13 protein-coding genes are annotated in these 16,336 nt (G+C 62.8%); 2 read left to right on the top strand and 11 right to left on the bottom strand.

The genetic code is table 11. The features are described from left to right. The first annotated feature begins 165 nt into the window (after positions 1 to 165). Positions 166 to 1,494, top strand: a complete 1,329-nt coding sequence (locus A9K68_RS18600; protein WP_065012419.1) for an aspartate aminotransferase family protein — start codon at positions 166 to 168, stop codon at positions 1,492 to 1,494. A gap of 96 nt (positions 1,495 to 1,590) precedes the next feature. Here A9K68_RS18600 and A9K68_RS18595 read toward each other — a convergent pair whose 3' ends face one another. The 3 genes from A9K68_RS18595 to A9K68_RS18585 form a co-directional block, all read right to left on the bottom strand. After that, positions 1,591 to 3,045: an aldehyde dehydrogenase family protein gene (locus A9K68_RS18595; RefSeq protein ID WP_065012415.1), complete on the bottom strand. Its 1,455-nt coding sequence runs from the start codon at positions 3,043 to 3,045 to the stop codon at positions 1,591 to 1,593. 278 nt (positions 3,046 to 3,323) lie between these two features. Further along, positions 3,324 to 4,493, bottom strand: coding sequence for an alanine racemase (locus A9K68_RS18590; RefSeq protein ID WP_065006829.1), 1,170 nt, complete (start codon positions 4,491 to 4,493; stop codon positions 3,324 to 3,326). Positions 4,494 to 4,513: 20 nt separating this feature from the next. Continuing rightward, complete coding sequence (locus A9K68_RS18585) at positions 4,514 to 5,380, bottom strand: GNAT family N-acetyltransferase (RefSeq protein WP_065006828.1); 867 nt, start codon at positions 5,378 to 5,380, stop codon at positions 4,514 to 4,516. A 299-nt stretch (positions 5,381 to 5,679) separates the two neighbouring features. Here A9K68_RS18585 and A9K68_RS18580 point away from each other — a divergent pair, with 299 nt between their 5' ends. Further along, complete coding sequence (locus A9K68_RS18580) at positions 5,680 to 6,618, top strand: ornithine cyclodeaminase family protein (protein ID WP_065006827.1); 939 nt, start codon at positions 5,680 to 5,682, stop codon at positions 6,616 to 6,618. A 43-nt stretch (positions 6,619 to 6,661) separates the two neighbouring features. Here A9K68_RS18580 and A9K68_RS18575 read toward each other — a convergent pair whose 3' ends face one another. The 8 genes from A9K68_RS18575 to A9K68_RS18540 form a co-directional block, all read right to left on the bottom strand. Continuing rightward, entirely contained in the window at positions 6,662 to 6,922 is a 261-nt protein-coding gene (locus A9K68_RS18575) for a LysR substrate-binding domain-containing protein (protein ID WP_082982198.1), read from the bottom strand. 48 nt (positions 6,923 to 6,970) lie between these two features. Then, entirely contained in the window at positions 6,971 to 8,293 is a 1,323-nt protein-coding gene (locus tag A9K68_RS18570) for an FAD-binding oxidoreductase (protein WP_065006825.1), read from the bottom strand. Between the two features lie 1,036 nt (positions 8,294 to 9,329). Continuing rightward, positions 9,330 to 10,364, bottom strand: coding sequence for an L-threonine 3-dehydrogenase (tdh, locus tag A9K68_RS18565; protein WP_163603048.1), 1,035 nt, complete (start codon positions 10,362 to 10,364; stop codon positions 9,330 to 9,332). A gap of 11 nt (positions 10,365 to 10,375) precedes the next feature. Further along, complete coding sequence (locus A9K68_RS18560; RefSeq protein WP_163603047.1) at positions 10,376 to 11,563, bottom strand: glycine C-acetyltransferase; 1,188 nt, start codon at positions 11,561 to 11,563, stop codon at positions 10,376 to 10,378. Positions 11,564 to 11,591: 28 nt separating this feature from the next. Then, positions 11,592 to 12,512 (bottom strand): homoserine kinase, encoded by a 921-nt coding sequence (locus A9K68_RS18555; protein ID WP_203546851.1) that lies wholly within the window; start codon positions 12,510 to 12,512, stop codon positions 11,592 to 11,594. A gap of 54 nt (positions 12,513 to 12,566) precedes the next feature. Further along, positions 12,567 to 13,994, bottom strand: a complete 1,428-nt coding sequence (thrC, locus tag A9K68_RS18550; protein WP_065009361.1) for a threonine synthase — start codon at positions 13,992 to 13,994, stop codon at positions 12,567 to 12,569. Between the two features lie 79 nt (positions 13,995 to 14,073). After that, positions 14,074 to 15,387, bottom strand: a complete 1,314-nt coding sequence (locus A9K68_RS18545; RefSeq protein ID WP_065009605.1) for an FAD-binding oxidoreductase — start codon at positions 15,385 to 15,387, stop codon at positions 14,074 to 14,076. 58 nt (positions 15,388 to 15,445) lie between these two features. Then, positions 15,446 to 16,324 (bottom strand): ABC transporter permease, encoded by an 879-nt coding sequence (locus A9K68_RS18540; RefSeq protein ID WP_065009362.1) that lies wholly within the window; start codon positions 16,322 to 16,324, stop codon positions 15,446 to 15,448. Positions 16,325 to 16,336 lie beyond the last annotated feature (12 nt).

Genomic DNA, 16,336 nt, shown 5'->3' with positions numbered 1-16,336 from the left:
GAGCATGGCCTCTCCATCCTGACGCCTCTTGGTGGCGCCTCGGGCGAGGCGGCAGTCCAGGCGGCAATGTCGTCGTCCCGCTGCAACGCCGTTTCGGTTCGCCCGACAGGCAGGGTCGCCGAACCGCGAATTGATCAAGATACTCGTTCAGATAGGCAGCAGCACATGTCCACCGATCTCATGCCGAATCGCTACAGACCTGGCGAATCCGATCTTCCCAGGCGCGAGTCCGAGCTAATTGCTCGCCGTGACGACGTTCTGGGGGCCTCCTATCGGCTCCAGTACCGCCGGCCCGTGCACTTCGTTCGCGGCGAAGGCATGTGGCTCTACGATCCTGACGGGCGGGCCTATCTCGACTTCTATAATAACGTGCCGTCTCTCGGCCATTGCCACCCGGAAGTAATCGCCGCAATGGCTGAGCAGGCGGGCCGAATAAGCGCCAACACGCGCTATCTCGAGCCGAAACTTGTCGACTATGCCGAGCGGTTGGTTGATACTTTCCCAAACGAGCTCGACCGTGTGGTTTTTACTTGCACGGGGAGTGAATCCAACGATCTGGCCCTGCGTATCGCGCGATTTGCGAGCGGCAAAGAAGGTGTGATCGTGTCCACCTATGCGTATCACGGCACGAGTGCGGCTACCGCCGCGGTTTCGCCGAACCTGGGCGACGCAGTCAAGCTCAGCCCATTCGTGCGCATGGTAACCTTACCCGGGCCGGCGGGCGTGCCGGAAGCCCAGGCTGCGGACTTTTTCGAGGCACAGATTCGTTCAACCATTATGGATCTGAACCGTCGTGGCATAGGCGTTGCGGCCCTGCTCATCGACAGTATTTTTTCCAGCGATGGCGTATGGGCAGATCCTCCTGGTTTTATTGCCGGCGGAGCTACGGCGGTGCGGGAGGCAGGTGGCCTCGTCATTGCCGACGAAGTTCAGCCGGGCTTTGGGCGAACTGGCGCCCATATGTGGGGCTTCGAGCGGCACCGGACCGTTCCGGATCTTGTTACCCTCGGCAAGCCGATGGGCAACGGATTTCCAATTGGCGCCGTCGTTGGTCGCAGAGCCCCGATGGAGCAGTTTGGCGCCACCGCGCGCTACTCGAACACGTTCGCCGGAAACACAGTTGGAATAGCTACCGCGGACGCCGTGCTAATGATCCTGCAGCGTGACCAAATTCCCCAAAAGGCGCTTGCCATGAGCCAGCGCCTCCGAGCCGGACTGGAAAAGATCGCAAAGCAGCATCATGGAGTTCGTGCGATCCGAAACGCCGGTCTTTTCTTTGGCATCGACATGGGGCCTGAGGACACACCGGCCGCGGGCCGGCGTGCAATGGCTTTGGATGTGGTCAATGCGATGCGGAATGACGGCGTACTTATCAGCACGACAGGGGCCAATGAGGATACACTTAAAGTGCGCCCTCCGCTCGTTTGCCAAGCCGAGCATGTGGACCTCTTCCTTGCATCCATGGAGCAAGCGCTCATCAAGGTCGCAGGCTAGACCGCATACCGCAATGTGCGGAAGCGCTCACCGAAGGCAGCCTATTGGAATAGATGGCGCCACCGGCGCGCGTCCCTGCGCCTGGCGAGATGACGCCTAGAAATAGCCGAGGATGGATTTGACCTCGAGATACTCCAGCATGCCCTCGAGACCGTACTCGCGTCCGTTTCCGGATTGCTTGAAGCCGCCAAACGGCGCGTGGGGATCCCAGGCCGGATAGTTGAGATGCACCTGACCGGCGCGGATCCGCGACGCGACGTCCTTAGCGCGGTCCATATCTCTGCCCTGTACATGCGCCCCAAGGCCATAGACGGTGTCGTTGGCGATGGCGACGGCCTCGTCCAGGGTGTCGTAAGGGATGATGCAGAGAACCGGACCGAAGATTTCCTCCTGGGCAATGCGCATGTCAGTGCGCACCTCCGAAAAAATCGTCGGCTTGACGTAGAGCCCGACATTTAGGCCGCCTGGACGGCCCTCTCCGCCGGTGAGAAGCTTCGCGCCTTCCGAAATCCCCACGCCGATCATAGTCTGGATGCGGTCGAACTGGGCACGGTTGGCGATTGCACCATGGGTGGTGGTCTCCGAGAGAGGATCACCGACGACGATCTCGTCCGCGGCGCGCTCGGCGATCAACTCGATCTCGGCAAGCCGCGCCCGCGGCACGATCATGCGCGTCGGCGCGCTGCACGACTGGCCGAGATTGCGGAAGCCGGCGGCTACGCCCAGCGAGACGGCGCGATCGAGATCGGCGTCGGGCAGGATCACGTTCGGCGACTTGCCGCCGAGTTCCTGCGCGACGCGCTTGACCGTCGGCGCCGCCGCGTGGGCCACCGCGATGCCTGCGCGGGTCGAACCTGTGATGGAGATCATGTCCACATCCGGATGGGAGGCAAGTCCCATACCAACGCCTGGGCCGTCGCCATTCACCAGGTTGAAGACACCGGCAGGAAAGCCGGCTTCCTCGATAGCCTCGGCGAACAGAAGGGCGCTCAAGGGCGAAAGCTCGCTTGGCTTCAAGACGATCGTGCAGCCTGCGGCGAGCGCCGGCGCCACCTTGGCAGTGATCTGGTAGAGCGGCCAGTTCCACGGCGTGATCAGCGCGCAGACACCGACCGGTTCGCGGGTGACGGCGGTGTGGCCGCGCTGCTCGACGAAGGTGAAGGCCGTTAGGACATCGCGAGCGGTCTTCACATGGGCGATTGCCAGCGGAACCTGCGCCGTCCGCGCATAGCCGATCGCCGCGCCAATTTCGAGGGTCAGGCATTGTGCAATGAGGTCGCCGCGCGTTTCGAGCACCTCCTGCAGACGATCGAGCAACCGCGCTCGATATTCCGGCGCGGTCCGGCTCCAGGTGGCGAATGCCCGGCGAGCCGCGGAAACGGCCGCGTCCACGTCCTCGCCACTTCCGAGCGGAAATTGCGTCACCACTTCTTCCGTCGCCGGATTCGTGACGGCGGCCTGGCCAGTGCCCCTGGGCGCGCGCCATTCGCCGTCGATGAAGAACGTGTCGAGGCGGCCGTTGCGAGACAGGTGATCGAGGGGCGTGGTCATGTCACGAGGTCCTTCATCCGATAGTAGGCGCCGAGGATCGGCAGGAACCATGGACGCCCGAAATATCCGGGGATCGCCGGCCAGTCGAAATCATTCCAGGGTTGAGAGACTGGGGCGCTCGATCCACCACGGTCACGTCGTAATGGCCTTCGAGGGGCTTGGGCGAACCTCGATCGAACGGCTGGGACGTATCAAGCCAGTAGGACGTCAGTTTCATCTTTACACCACCTGAACGTCAGCTTGCATCGACGCCATGCAAAGCGTGGAGATCGGAACTTCTACCAGCCGCGGATCCGCTCCCACCGCGCGTCGATCTCCGGACTTCCTCCGTTGACGACGCTGTAGAAATCGTGCTGGCCGGCCATCGCGCAGGCGTGGTTTGGCAGGATCCGCACCCGGGCACCGACCCGAAGGTCTGGCATGCTCTTGGCCGAGCCGCTGCGGATCGCCAGGATGCCGTGTTCCTGGCTGGCCTGTGACACGATCACGTCTTCGAGCACGTGACCCGCCTCGTCGCATACCAGTCCGTAACCCTGATCCACCCGCTGGCTCGCGGTGCCGCGATCGCGCGAGAGCGCCATCCACCCCGCGTCGATGAGCACCCAGCCCTTCTCCGGCTTAACGCCGACCACCGTGGCCAGCACTGAAATCGCGATGTCGTCGACGGCACAGACCCCGACTCCATGCTGGACGAGGTCGAAGAACATGTAGACACCGGCGCGCAGTTCGGTGACGCCATCGAGATTCTCGGCGAAGTGTGCGGTGGGCGTCGAGCCGAGGCTGACGATCGGGCAGGCATGGCCTCGAGCGCGCAGAATTTCGGCGGCTCGCACGGTGGCCGAACGCTCGTTCTCGGCTGCCCTCACCAGAGCATCGGGCGTGCTCAAACCATAGGACTCGCCCGCATGGGCGAGGACGCCGACGAGGTGGGCGCCCGCCGCGACCACCCGGTCGGCGACCTCGATGAGCTTGGGATCGTCCGGCTTCAGTCCACCGCGATGGTCGTCGCAATCCAGTTCGATGAACACGGATGGAGTAACGCCCGTGGCCTTGCGCACATCGGCTAGGGCATCGGCCTGTTCTACGGTATCAAGCAGCAGCTTCAGGTCGACGCCGGTGCGGCGGCAGAGCTCCGAGGCACGCCGAGCCGAGGCCGGCGACAGACCGACCGCATAAATCATGTCGCGATAGCCGTGGTCAGCGAAATATTCCGCCTCGGCGATGGTAGAGACCGTGATCGGGCCGGGTTCTGTGGGGAAGACCTGTCGGGCGACGTCAATGCTCTTGGCCGTCTTCATGTGCGGGCGCAGCACAACGCCAAGCTTCCTGGCGTGGTCGGCGAGACGGTTTATGTTGCGCTCGAGCTTCCCGCGATCCAGCAGCAGCGACGGTGTGACAAGGCCATCGATCTTTTGGACCGGTTCCAGCGATTTCGCGTTCGTTTCCATGTTCTCGATGTTCCTCATCACTAACCGAAGGACTGGTTCGCCAGGGCGTACATGCAGGCCGCACCGTCGGGCATTGGTCGCCGCCCCTTGACCATGGCGGTGGCTCCGCCGACCCTGACAAGGCCCAGGCTTTCCAGCCAGTCGCCCAATCCATGCTCGGCATAGACGTCGATGCGCACGAACTGGCCGTGGAGCCTCGAAAGCTGGTCTAGGATCAGGCGTTGCGCGTCTTCGGCGCTTTCGGCGGCCACTGGGCCGACAACGTAGCCGCGCCCGAACTTCCTGGCGATCACGTAACCGGTGACCCGTCCACGGCGGTCGATCACCACCACGTCGCCCACATCGGCAAGCGCAGCGACCATCGGCCCACGAGGCATTCCGGTGGCCCGTTCATCGAAGGCGCGGAGTGCCGGCAGGTCTGATACCGTCGCCGGCCTGATGTCGGCGCAGGCCTTCGCGGGTACGGGGACGTTCAGTTGGCCCTGGTGCTGAAGCACGGTGCCCCAAACGGTGAAGCCGCGTCGCCTGTAGAGCGTCAGCCCATCTTCGGTCGAATTGAGCAGCACGTTGCGGCCTTCCGTCGCCTCAAGCAACGCGTTGAAGAGCCGCGAGCCATTGCCGCCGCCTTGCGCGGAGCGGGTGACGATGATCATCCCGGCCGAGGCATAAGCCTGCCCGTAGTTCCACCACATTGCCGACCCGATCACCTCGCCTGAACGCTCAAGAACAAGGCCCTCGCCCACCCTGGCAGCAAACTCCCAGTCCTCGCTGCGGTAAGGCCAGCCCATTTCCTGCGACAGCTTCAGCGCGCCCGGCACATGGCTGATCTCGAACGCGGTCAGCTCGGTCGGATCGCCGACGATGTCATTGTTAAGCCCAACGGCCATGCGCAAGACGCCTTCGATTTACCCAGAGATCGAACCTCAAGGTGCCGTCCGGAGCACAGATTTCGCTGCTGTTTTGCCCGTTCAGATCAGCGAGACTATTCGTTTTGAGCCATTCCTCGGCATACCAAACTGCGCAAAGCGGGCGAAGTATATCCGGCGCCTCGTATCGCCTCGCTTTCATCGTTTGGCGATCCGTGTTGCGCCCGCACGGTTCACAACGGACGCGATCCAAGCCCCGCAATCGCACAGTCGCAACACGCCCCAACGATGAACAGCTTGTTGCTCAGGAGGTATTCGGGATGATCTACATCAGCGAAGAGGACTCAGCCGCCCTGGTCACCCATGAACTGGCTTTCGACGCCGTGCGGAGAGCTCTCGTTGCTGCCGCTTCGAAACAGAGCCTGGTCTTTCCCGCGGTTCTCGGGCGTGCACAGGAGGCGACCAATACCTTCTCAATCAAATCCGGTTCGTCGGACGAGCTGACCGGAGTCAAGATCGGCTCCTTCTGGTCGGGCAATCCCGCGCGCGGCCTGCCCCGCCACAACTCCACCGTCGTCCTGCTCGACCAGGACACCGGACGCCTCGGCGCCGTGATCGAGGCGGGCAAGGTCAATGCCTATCGAACAGCCGCCGCCGACGCGGTGGCGGCCGACCTTCTTGCCCGGAAGGACGCCAAGGTGCTGGCGATATTCGGCGCCGGCAACCAGGCGGGTTTCGAGGTCGCGGCGCTGGCTCGCATCCGTCCGGTCGAGACGGTATTGGTCGTGGCCGGACCTTCACCGCGACGCGACGCTTTTGTCGAGCGTATCCGCGCCAAAGACCTCGCGGCGCGCGCCGTCTCGGCCGAAGACGCCGTGCGTCAGGCGGACATCGTGGTCACTGCAACCCCCTCGCGCGAGCCACTGTTTCAGGCCCATTGGGTGCGTGACGGCGCGCACGTCGTCAGCATGGGATCGGATGCGCCCGGCAAGCAGGAATTGCCGACAGAATTGCTCTCGAGGGCAAGCCTCTTCTGCGACTTGCCTTCACAGTCCGTCCAGATCGGCGACTTTCAGCACATGCGCGACGAAATCGACGCCGGCATGCTCGCCCTAACGGCAATCGGCGATGTGATCGAAGGCCGCGCGCCGGGACGCCGCTCCGACGAAGAGATTACCGTCTTCGACAGCTCCGGCATCTCCCTACAGGATCTCTACATGGCCGAGGCGCTGATCCGCGCTGAGGCGTCCCACCACTGATCTAGCGCACGAGGGATTTGACCGGCATCTACTGCATACCTGCTTAGCCAAACCAAATCTTGCATTCTGCTTCCAGCCATCGAGCAAGATCGTGAGCTTTCCCAGACAGTTCAGTTTGTCCTATCCATATGAGCCCGTAGTGGCTTCCTTCGGGATCGAAGCCGACCGGTGCGATGAGCCGCTCTCTATCTATGTCGTCGGTTGCGAGGACCACGGGACTGAGGGCAACGCCCAAGCCCGCCGATGCGGCTTCAACGATCAGAAAGTGATGGTCGTAGAAGCGAATTTCCGTTGGGCGCAGCACCGAGGGGTGGAGGGTTGGTACGCGTCAGGCCTGACTTCCGGCTGACCTTCAGATAGCGGCAATGTCCAGCTTCGAGCCGTCGACCAGACGCGACAGGCGGAACGGTGTAGGATCGACGCAAGGCGTGTCGTTTACGACGAGCTCTGCGGCGAGATGGCCAAGCCCCGGGCCCAAACCGAAGCCGTGGCCCGAGCAGCCCGCCGCGAGGACGAGGCCTTTCACCCCGTCCACCTGCGACACCACAGGCACTGCGTCCGGCGTGCAATCGACGAAGCCGCCCCAGGCACTATCGATCTCTATATCGCCGAGTTGAGGGAAGGTTTTCCGGACACTCTCTACCACTTGGCTTACCAGCCATTTCAAGGGTGGAGGATCCAACACGCGATTCTTTTCGAAGATCCGATCGTCGCTGGTCAGGAGCGCCGGCAATGAATCCGGCCCCGAAACGAACGATTGGCCGATGCCGAGCCTGACGTTCTTCAGGCGACGCAAGAACTGCGGCATGAACTCCCGGCTATACCGAATAGCCTGGGGCGTGATTTCGAGGTTCGCCTTGCCGCTGATCGCAAGCGTATAGCTGCCGTCCAGTCGGCGCGTGATCGTGCAGTAGGGTGTGGAGACCGCCTCGCCTATGTTGATTGTCGGGGTGGAACGCAGCGCGGTCTGCCGGATGCTCGCTTGGGGGAAACTGATTCCGAGCGGCCTCAGGAAGCGCGAGGACCAAGCGCCAGCGGCGCACAGCACCGCCCTGGTTCTGATGTAGCCCTTCTCCGTGTGCACGCCAGCAATCTTGCCATTGGCCAAGTCGAGCGCCCGCGCGGCGCATCCCTGGTGGATCGTGGCGCCCAGAGCTCTGGCCCCATCGGCGATAGCCGGCGCGGCGAGCGCAGGTTCGGCCTTACCGTCCCGGTCCGAATAGGTCCCGCCGACCCATTTGTCGCGCGCTTCGGGGACGCGCTCGGCCACTTCCGCCCGGCTCAGCACGCGGGTGTCGACTTCGTACTCCCTGGCGACCTCGCGCCACCTTTCCCAGCCGGCGAGCACAGCCTCGTCCTGGGTTGCATAGACGAGACCGCAGCGTCGAAATCCAAGGTCCCGATTGATATCGCGCGTGAGCTCGTCCCACAGTCGCATGGAGATCACCGAGAGCGGCAGTTCGCGCCGATCGCGGTTCTGCTGGCGGCACCAACCCCAGTTTCGGCTCGATTGTTCACAGGCGACGTGGCCCTTCTCGAGCAGAGCCACAGAGAGGCCACGCTTCGCCAAGAAATAGGCGGCCGTAGAGCCGAGGATGCCGCCGCCGACGATGACGACGTCGACCTCGGACGGGAGACGCTCATCGCTGTGAATGCGTTCGACTCGGGGCGACATGTTCCAACCAACCTCGGCTGCCAAGAATGCGGAAGCAAAGTTCCGATCAGCCCTTCATCGCATCGGGCGTTCGAAAGAATGTGCCGAAATCATCCAGGACTTCGCCAGATATGCGGGTTTTTGATCGCTTGATCGATACGAGCTGCTCAAGCCCAATCCGAGTTCCAGTTCGGCGCAGGGCGGCGCAACCTGCTCGCGAGTGCGTCGGGATCGCGCTTGAGGGTCTTGAGCCTGCGAGCGAAGTTGTGAGCGGCAACGAAGTCGGCGAGGTGTTACCTGAGGAGGCAGGCGCGAAGCAAAAGTCCGACTTGGCCAGGTCGAACGAGGCGGCAACCCTGCCGAGAAACGCAAGCTCGATCGCGCAGTGATCACCGTCAAGGAACTCGGCACCCTGGATGTCAGCATCAAGCGCGGCAGATCGATCGCCTCCTGGAGGTCGATTCCGTAATCGAGAACCTTGGAGATGGACATGGCAGAGCGCCTTATAGTAGCCACCATCACGCCGAATGATATTTCCAGCCTGCGCCGGTCCTCAGGTTCCAGGGTTTCGCTTTGCCCGAACACACGAAATTGGCAAGCGCGTCAGCGCCCTATGACCTGCGGCGTCTTGCTCGCCTCCGGCGACCCGTGGACGAAGCGGCGCCCAAGGACGTCCAGCCTGCGATAGCCGACCTTGTCAAGATTTGTATCAAGTGACCCGGCCGCAACCTATTGGAGGAGCGGCTTCCAGACGTGGGTGTGGTTCCGCTCCACAAGAATAATGTCGAAATCCTTGCGGCCGAGCCGTGCGCCGAGCCGGCGAACAAGCTCAAGACCTCCAGCTCCACCGCCAACGACGACTAAGTGTTTTCATTTCCTTACCCAGTCCGCAGTGGAATGCCTCAACGCGACTACCCGCCTGTCGGTGGCGGGCACGATCAAGCTTTGGATTCGACAGCCCCAAAATCAGCGTCATCGTCGCCCTCAGCTTGGGTAGATCGCTCTACTCTGCCTGCTATTCATACCATCGCTGGCAACCTTGGAGGCCGCCTCGCCCTCACCAGTCCATTACCACCTTGCCGGAATTGCCGATGCGCATGGCGTCGAAGCCAGCCTGGTAGTCGTCGATGCCTATGCGGTGGGTGATCACGCCGCTCACGTCGAGCGGCCCCTGCACCAGCGCGATCATCTTATGCCAGGTCTCGAACATCTCGCGGCCGTAGATGCCTTTCAAGGTCAGCATCTTGAAGATGACCTTGTTCCAGTCGATCTCGAAGCCGGTCGGCGCGATGCCGAGGATGGCGATCTTGCCGCCATTGTTCATGGTGTCGATCATGTCGCGGAAGGCATGCGCCGAGCCGGACATTTCGAGGCCGACGTCAAAGCCCTCGGTCATCCCCTCCTCGCGCATGACGTCGCGCAGCTTCTCCTTGGAAGCGTCGACGACGTGATGGATGCCCATCTTGCGGGCAAGGTCGAGGCGGACCGGATTGATGTCGGTGATGACGACTTTGCGGGCGCCGACGCACTGAGCGACCAGCGCGCCCATGATGCCGATGGGGCCGGCGCCGGTGACCAGGACGTCCTCGCCGACGAGATCGAAGGACAATGCGGTGTGAACCGCATTGCCTAAGGGATCGAAGATTGCGGCGATCTCGTCGGGCACATCGTCGGGGATCGGCACGACGTTGTGCTGTGGGATCGCCAGATATTCGCCGAAGGCGCCCGGCCGGTTGACGCCGACGCCGAGTGTGTTGCGGCACAGATGCCCCCTGCCCGCGCGGCAGTTGCGGCAGTGGCCGCAGACGATGTGGCCCTCGCCCGAAACACGCTGGCCGATCTTGTATTCGGTGACCGCCGCGCCCAAGTCGGCGACCGTGCCGACGAACTCGTGACCGGTCACCATCGGCACCGGCACGGTCTTTTGCGCCCACTGGTCCCAATTGTAGATGTGGACGTCGGTACCGCAGATCGCTGTCTTCTTCACCTCAATCAGCACGTCGTTGAGACCGATCTCGGGGATCGGCACGTGCTCCATCCAGATTCCGGGTTCAGCCTTTGCCTTAACAAGGGCACGCATCATATTGGACATTCTACTATTCCTCAGGAAATAACGCCGAGTTCCTTGCCTACCTCGCCGAACGCTATCACCGCGCGATCAATGTCGGCGGTGGAATGCGCCGCCGACATCTGGGTGCGGATGCGCGCCTGGCCCTTCGGGACCACCGGGAACGAGAAGCCGATGACGTAGATGCCCCGCTTGAGCATCCGCTCGGCCATCTGCTGCGCTAGGGTCGCATCGCCCAGCATGACCGGGATGATCGGGTGGTCGGCGCCGGCAAGCGTGAAGCCGAGTTTCGTCATTGACGAGCGGAAGCGTCCGGCGTTCGTGTAGAGCTTTTGTCGCAGCGCGTCGCCCTTCTCGACGATGTCGAACACCTTCAGCGAGGCGGCCGCGATGGCCGGCATCAGCGTGTTGGAGAACAGATAGGGCCGCGAGCGCTGGCGCAGCCAGTCGACGACCGGCCTGCTCGCCGCCGTGTAGCCGCCGGAGGCTCCGCCCAGCGCCTTGCCGAGCGTGCCGGTGATGATATCCACCCTGCCCTCGACACCGCAATGCTCGGCCGAGCCGCGGCCGTGCTCCCCGACGAAGCCTACGGCGTGGCTGTCGTCGACCATCACCATCGCGTCGTACTCTTGCGCCAGATCGCAGACGCCCCGCAGATTGGCGATAATGCCGTCCATCGAGAATACGCCGTCGGTGGCGATCAGGCGGAAGCGGGCGTCCTTGGCGTCCTCCAGTCGGGCGCGCAGTTCGACCATGTCGTTGTTGGCGTAGCGGTAGCGCCGCGCCTTCGAGAGCCGTACGCCGTCGATGATCGAGGCGTGGTTGAGCGCGTCGGAGATGATCGCGTCTTCCTCACCGAGCAGCGTCTCGAACAGCCCGCCATTGGCGTCGAAACAGGATCCGTAGAGGATCGTGTCCTCCATGCCGAGGAAACCCGAGATCCGCGCCTCGAGCTGCGTGTGCTCCTCCTGCGTGCCGCAGATGAAACGCACCGAGGCCATGCCATAGCCATAGCGGTCGAGGCCTGCCTTGGCGGCATCCCGCAGTTCCTCGCTGTCGGCGAGCCCCAGATAGTTGTTGGCGCAGAAGTTCAGCACAGCCTCGCCGCCGACCTCGATCTGCGCCGACTGCGTCGACGTGATCACGCGCTCCGACTTGTTGAGGCCTTCCGCTTCTATCTGTGAAAGAAGCTCGCCAAGGTGACTTTCTAGAGTTGACGCCATGATATCACTACCATTGTTGTGGTCTTGCTCAAGCGATCTCTCCTCGAAGCACCCGCAAGATGCGCTCGGAGTGGCTGGGATCGTGCGCGTTGAGGAGCGCAGCTTCGCGAGGCAGGTGCAGATCCCAGAGACGCGATAACCAAAAACGAAATGCTCCCGCCAGCTGCATTGCGGGAAGCAATGCGCATTCGGCCGGAGTAAGCGCGCGGACGGACTTATAGCCGCCGAGGAAAGCGGCGGCCCGCTCGTTGTTTTGACGGCCGATGCAGTCATCGACGCACCAGTCGTTGAGGCACACGGCGATGTCGAACAGCAAGGCGTCGCATCCCGCGAAGTAGAAATCGAAGACGCCCGTCAGGTGCTCGCCATGAAACAGGACGTTGTCGCGAAACAGATCCGCGTGCACCGGCCCTTTGGGGAGTTGCTCGTAGGTGAAGGACGCCGCGATCTCCTTCTGGAAGGCCAGCTCACTTGAGAGCAGCGACCGTTGTGCGTCGGAAATGCAGCGGCTGACCACCGGCGCCACCTCGTCCCACCATTCGAGGCCGCGCGGATTGGGCTGGTGTCGCGGGTAGTCGCTCCCGGCGACGTGGATGCGCGCCAGCATCTCGCCTACCGCGCGACAATGCGGCTCTGCCGGCACCATCACGCTCTCGCCAGAAAGCCTGTTGACGACCACAGCGGGCCGGCCTTTCAGCACGTGAAGGATTTCGCCATTGCGATTGGCAACAGGATCAGGGACCGGCAATCGCCGCGCCGCAAGGTGCTTCATGAAATGGAGGTAGAATGGCAATTGCTCGAATGTGAGCCGCTCGAACAATGTCAGCACATACGCGCCGGCTTCGGTATCTACGAAGTAGTTCGTGTTCTCGATGCCGGGTCGAGATGCCGCGAACGGAATGCGGCCCGCCCAGACCCAGCGCTCGCGAGAACGCTGCGACTTCGTCAACGGACAGCTCTGTATAGACAGCCATGGCGAGAATCGGTCCCGATACGCAGTTCTTCAGCCGGCGGCACGCTGCACGATTTCGGCGATGTAGCTCCTCACGGTTTGTGCATCGGCGGGAAGGACTTTGAACCGTTTCGGCAAATCCTCTATGCCATCGAACTGCCGCGGTCGATCCGGCTCGCGGTCCAACGCCTCCCTGATCGTTCCCGCAAATTTGACCGGCAGGGCCGTCTCCAGCACGAGCATTGGGGTCTCCGGAACGGAGTGCTTGCGCGCGACCTTCACCCCATCTGCCGTATGCGGATCGATCAGCGTGTTGGAACGCTGCCAGGTGTCACGGATCGTCTCCAACCGGTCGGCGTGGGTGCTCTTGCCGCTGCGGAAGCCGAAACGATCTGCCGCGTGCGCGAAGGCGGGATCACTACTGAGATTGAAAAACCCTTGTTCCCTGAGTTGGCCGTCGAACAGGGAACTCGTCCGACCTGCATCGCGCCCGATCATGTCAAACACGAAACGCTCGAAATTCGAGGCCTTAGAGATGTCCATGGAAGGGCTTGAGGTTTCATGGGTATCCGCGCGGCCCCGCACGCGATACAGACCGGTGCGGAAGAACTCATCGAGCACGTCGTTCTCGTTGGTCGCGACGATCAGACGGGATATCGGAAGCCCCATCATGCGCGCGACATGACCGGCGCAGACGTTCCCGAAATTGCCCGAGGGAACGGCGAAGTCGACCTGTGACGAATTCTCTTCCGTCACCTGAAAAAAGGCCGAGAAGTAATACACCACCTGAGCCACGAGTCGGGCCCAGTTGATCGAATTGACGGTGCCGATCCGGTGGCGCCGCTTGAAGTCAGCATCGCCGGACACGGCTTTGACGATGTCCTGGCAATCGTCGAACACCCCTTCGATGGCGAGGTTGTGGATGTTCTCGTCCTGCAGGCTGAACATCTGGGCCTGCTGAAAAGCGCTCATGCGCCCATGCGGCGACATCATGAAGACGCGAATGCCCGTCTTGCCGCGCATCGCATGTTCCGCCGCGCTGCCCGTATCGCCACTGGTGGCGCCGAGGATGTTCAGTTCCTCACCCTGGCGGGCCAGTTCATATTCAAGGAGATTACCAAGCAACTGCATGGCCATGTCCTTGAACGCGAGCGTTGGGCCATTCGACAGTTCTGCGACGTGAAGACCCGTTTCAAGCGCGCGCACCGGCACGATCCGGTCAGTCCTGAAAACCTCGGGCGTGTAGGTGCTCGCGCAAATGGCCTTGAGATCGGCGGGCGGAATATCGTCGATGTAGAGGGACAGGATTTCGAAGGCGAGGTCCGGGTAGGACAGGCCCCGCCACCGATCCAGCATGGCGTCATCCACAGGCGGGTAGGTCTCGGGCACATAGAGCCCGCCATCCGGCGCCAGACCTTCAAGCAGGATCTCGCAGAACTTCCTGCGTTCGGGATGACCGCGCGTGGAGATGTAGTACATGTGATACTCTTCCTTGTAGCCGCGACACTCAGCCGTCGCCGCCGCGCCGCGTGGTCAATGGGCAGCCGGGCTTTAGGCGTCAGCGGCGGGCACGCCACCAGGCGATCTTGTCCTGCAGCGCATAGCCCTTGATGATCGCCGGCAAGAACCAGGGATCGCCCCTATAGAAAGGGATGGAAGCTGGCGGTCGGAAGTCGAAAGCCGTGCCGGCGTCTTGCGCGCGACCCATCAGCTTGTAGGCGGCACGCGTGCCGACCCACGGTGCCCAGACCACGCCCGAACCGCAAAAGCCGGTGGCATAGACGATGTCATCCTTTTCAAAGATGCGGGGCAGCATGTCGCGGTTCATGGCCACGTTGCCGAACCAGCTGTACGAAAGGCGAACCTTCTCCAGCTCCGGGAAAATTTCTATCAGACCGTTACGCAGGCGGAGCGTCGGGGCTGTCGGATCGCTGTTGCCGCGGGAGCTGTCTCGCCCACCGAGCAGAATGCGCCTGCCGTCGGGTGAAGGACGATAGTAGAAGCCCAGCTCCCGGTTCTCGCCCATCATCATCAGCTTGGGCATCAGCCGCGCCATCAATTCAGGCGGAAGCTCCTCGGTGACGATGATCCGGCTGCGGACGGGAACCAGGCGGCGACGCAGGAAGGGCGCGCCGCCATCGGTATATCCGTTGGTGCAGACCAGCACCTGCCGAGCCTGCACAGTCCCGGCCGATGTCGCGACACGGAACCCGGACACATCTTTCTCGATGGAAATCACGGGCGTTCGTGAGTGGACCGTCAGCCCGGAAGCCAAGGCCACCCGCAGGAGCTCGGCGTGCAACTTGGCCGGGTGCAAACCGCCAATGTCCATCCGAACCGTGCCGCCGCGGTAGAAGTCGGTGCCGATGTAGTTGCACTGCTCGGCATGCGGAACAGCGTAGGATTCGATCCCCAGCCGCTTCGCCAGCGCCTCGGCGCCGCGGGCCATCTTCTCGTACTGGTCGTATCCGAGAGCACCCATGAACCGGCCGACCAGCTGGAAATCGCAGTCGATCCCTTCCGTCTCGATGAAGTCGTAAAGGAACTCGCGGGCGATCTTGCCCTCGGCCTCGATCGCGATCGCCTTTGCCTCGCCGAAGCGCCTGGTGATCGTCGCATAGTCCGGTCGGATGCTTCCGCTGGTGATCCCGCCGTTGCGCGACGAAGCTCCTTCCCCGGGGTTCATCGCATCGAAGGCCGCAACTGACCGTCCTTCACGCGCCAGCACCAGCCCGGCGGACAGCCCGGCATAGCCAGCGCCGACGATTGCCACATCGAGCCGCTTTGCCAGTGGCTGCGACGGCAGCGGCCTGACAGGTGCGGCTTCCCACCAGTAGGGCGTGTTCTTATCGGCGATTTTCTCCTCATGCACGTGCGCTACTTCCCGTTGCGTTTTTAGGATCTGCAGTGGGTCGCGTTTGCTGACGAAATCAGACACGGTCATCTCGCACGTCGAGCGCATCGCGCAGTCCGTCACCGATGAAGTTGAAGCTGGTTACGGCGATGGTGATGGCGGCGCCCGGGATGATCGCCAGCCAAGGCGCGCTCGCCAGATACTGCTGGGCGCCCTCCAGCATGTTACCCCAGCTGGCCAGCGGCGGCTGAATGCCATAGCCCAGGAAGCTGATATAGGCTTCCAGAAGGATCGCGTGCGCAACTGTCAATGTGGCTGCCACAATGATCGGTCCCATGGCGTTGGGCAGGATCTCCCGGAACATGATGTGGGCGCCGCTCAATCCCAGCATGCGCCCAGCCAGGACGAACTCGCGCTCGCGCAGAGAGCGGACCTCGGCCTCGACAATTCGAGCCACTTCCATCCAACTGGTGACCGCGATGATCACCGTGACCATGGCCGGGCTCGGCTTCAGTGCCGCGGCCAAAGCGAGCAGCAGGAAGATCGACGGGAAGGACAGGAAGCCATCGACCGTGCGCATCAGCGCCGCGCCGATCCAGCCGCCGCGATAGCCCGCGATTACGCCGACGAGCGTTCCGATCAGCGTGGACAGCAACATGGCGAAGAAGGCCACCGCCAGCGAGATCCTTCCCGCCATGAGCAATCGCGCTGCCAGATCGCGCCCCAGCGGGTCCGTCCCCAGATAATGGTGGCCGGTCAGCGGCGGGGAAAACCGGGCGCGCAAATCGATGTAGAGCGAATCATAGGGCAGAAGATGAGGGCCGAAGACGCATGCCAGCGTGAGGAGCGTGATCATCGCCACCCCCAGCAGCGCCAGATGATGACTCGTGAAACGGCGCACCGTGCGGCTGCGCCACCAGCGGCCTTGTCCTGCATTTGCGACGAGAGCGGTCATGTGGCTGCCTCC

Source organism: Mesorhizobium sp. AA22 (assembly GCF_001672375.2).
Classification (GTDB): domain Bacteria; phylum Pseudomonadota; class Alphaproteobacteria; order Rhizobiales; family Rhizobiaceae; genus Mesorhizobium; species Mesorhizobium wenxiniae.
This window is presented reverse-complemented; position numbering and strand designations above follow the sequence as displayed.

Excerpts from the sequence above, each read along its gene's own strand:
- A9K68_RS18600 (WP_065012419.1), top strand. The coding sequence starts at position 166 with ATGTCCACCGATCTCATGCCGAATCGCTACAGACCTGGCGAATCCGAT.
- A9K68_RS18595 (WP_065012415.1), bottom strand. The coding sequence starts at position 3,045 with ATGACCACGCCCCTCGATCACCTGTCTCGCAACGGCCGCCTCGACACG.
- A9K68_RS18590 (WP_065006829.1), bottom strand. The coding sequence starts at position 4,493 with ATGGAAACGAACGCGAAATCGCTGGAACCGGTCCAAAAGATCGATGGC.
- A9K68_RS18585 (WP_065006828.1), bottom strand. The coding sequence starts at position 5,380 with ATGGCCGTTGGGCTTAACAATGACATCGTCGGCGATCCGACCGAGCTG.
- A9K68_RS18580 (WP_065006827.1), top strand. The coding sequence starts at position 5,680 with ATGATCTACATCAGCGAAGAGGACTCAGCCGCCCTGGTCACCCATGAA.
- A9K68_RS18570 (WP_065006825.1), bottom strand. The coding sequence starts at position 8,293 with ATGTCGCCCCGAGTCGAACGCATTCACAGCGATGAGCGTCTCCCGTCC.
- tdh (WP_163603048.1), bottom strand. The coding sequence starts at position 10,364 with ATGTCCAATATGATGCGTGCCCTTGTTAAGGCAAAGGCTGAACCCGGA.
- A9K68_RS18560 (WP_163603047.1), bottom strand. The coding sequence starts at position 11,563 with ATGGCGTCAACTCTAGAAAGTCACCTTGGCGAGCTTCTTTCACAGATA.
- thrC (WP_065009361.1), bottom strand. The coding sequence starts at position 13,994 with ATGTACTACATCTCCACGCGCGGTCATCCCGAACGCAGGAAGTTCTGC.
- A9K68_RS18540 (WP_065009362.1), bottom strand. The coding sequence starts at position 16,324 with ATGACCGCTCTCGTCGCAAATGCAGGACAAGGCCGCTGGTGGCGCAGC.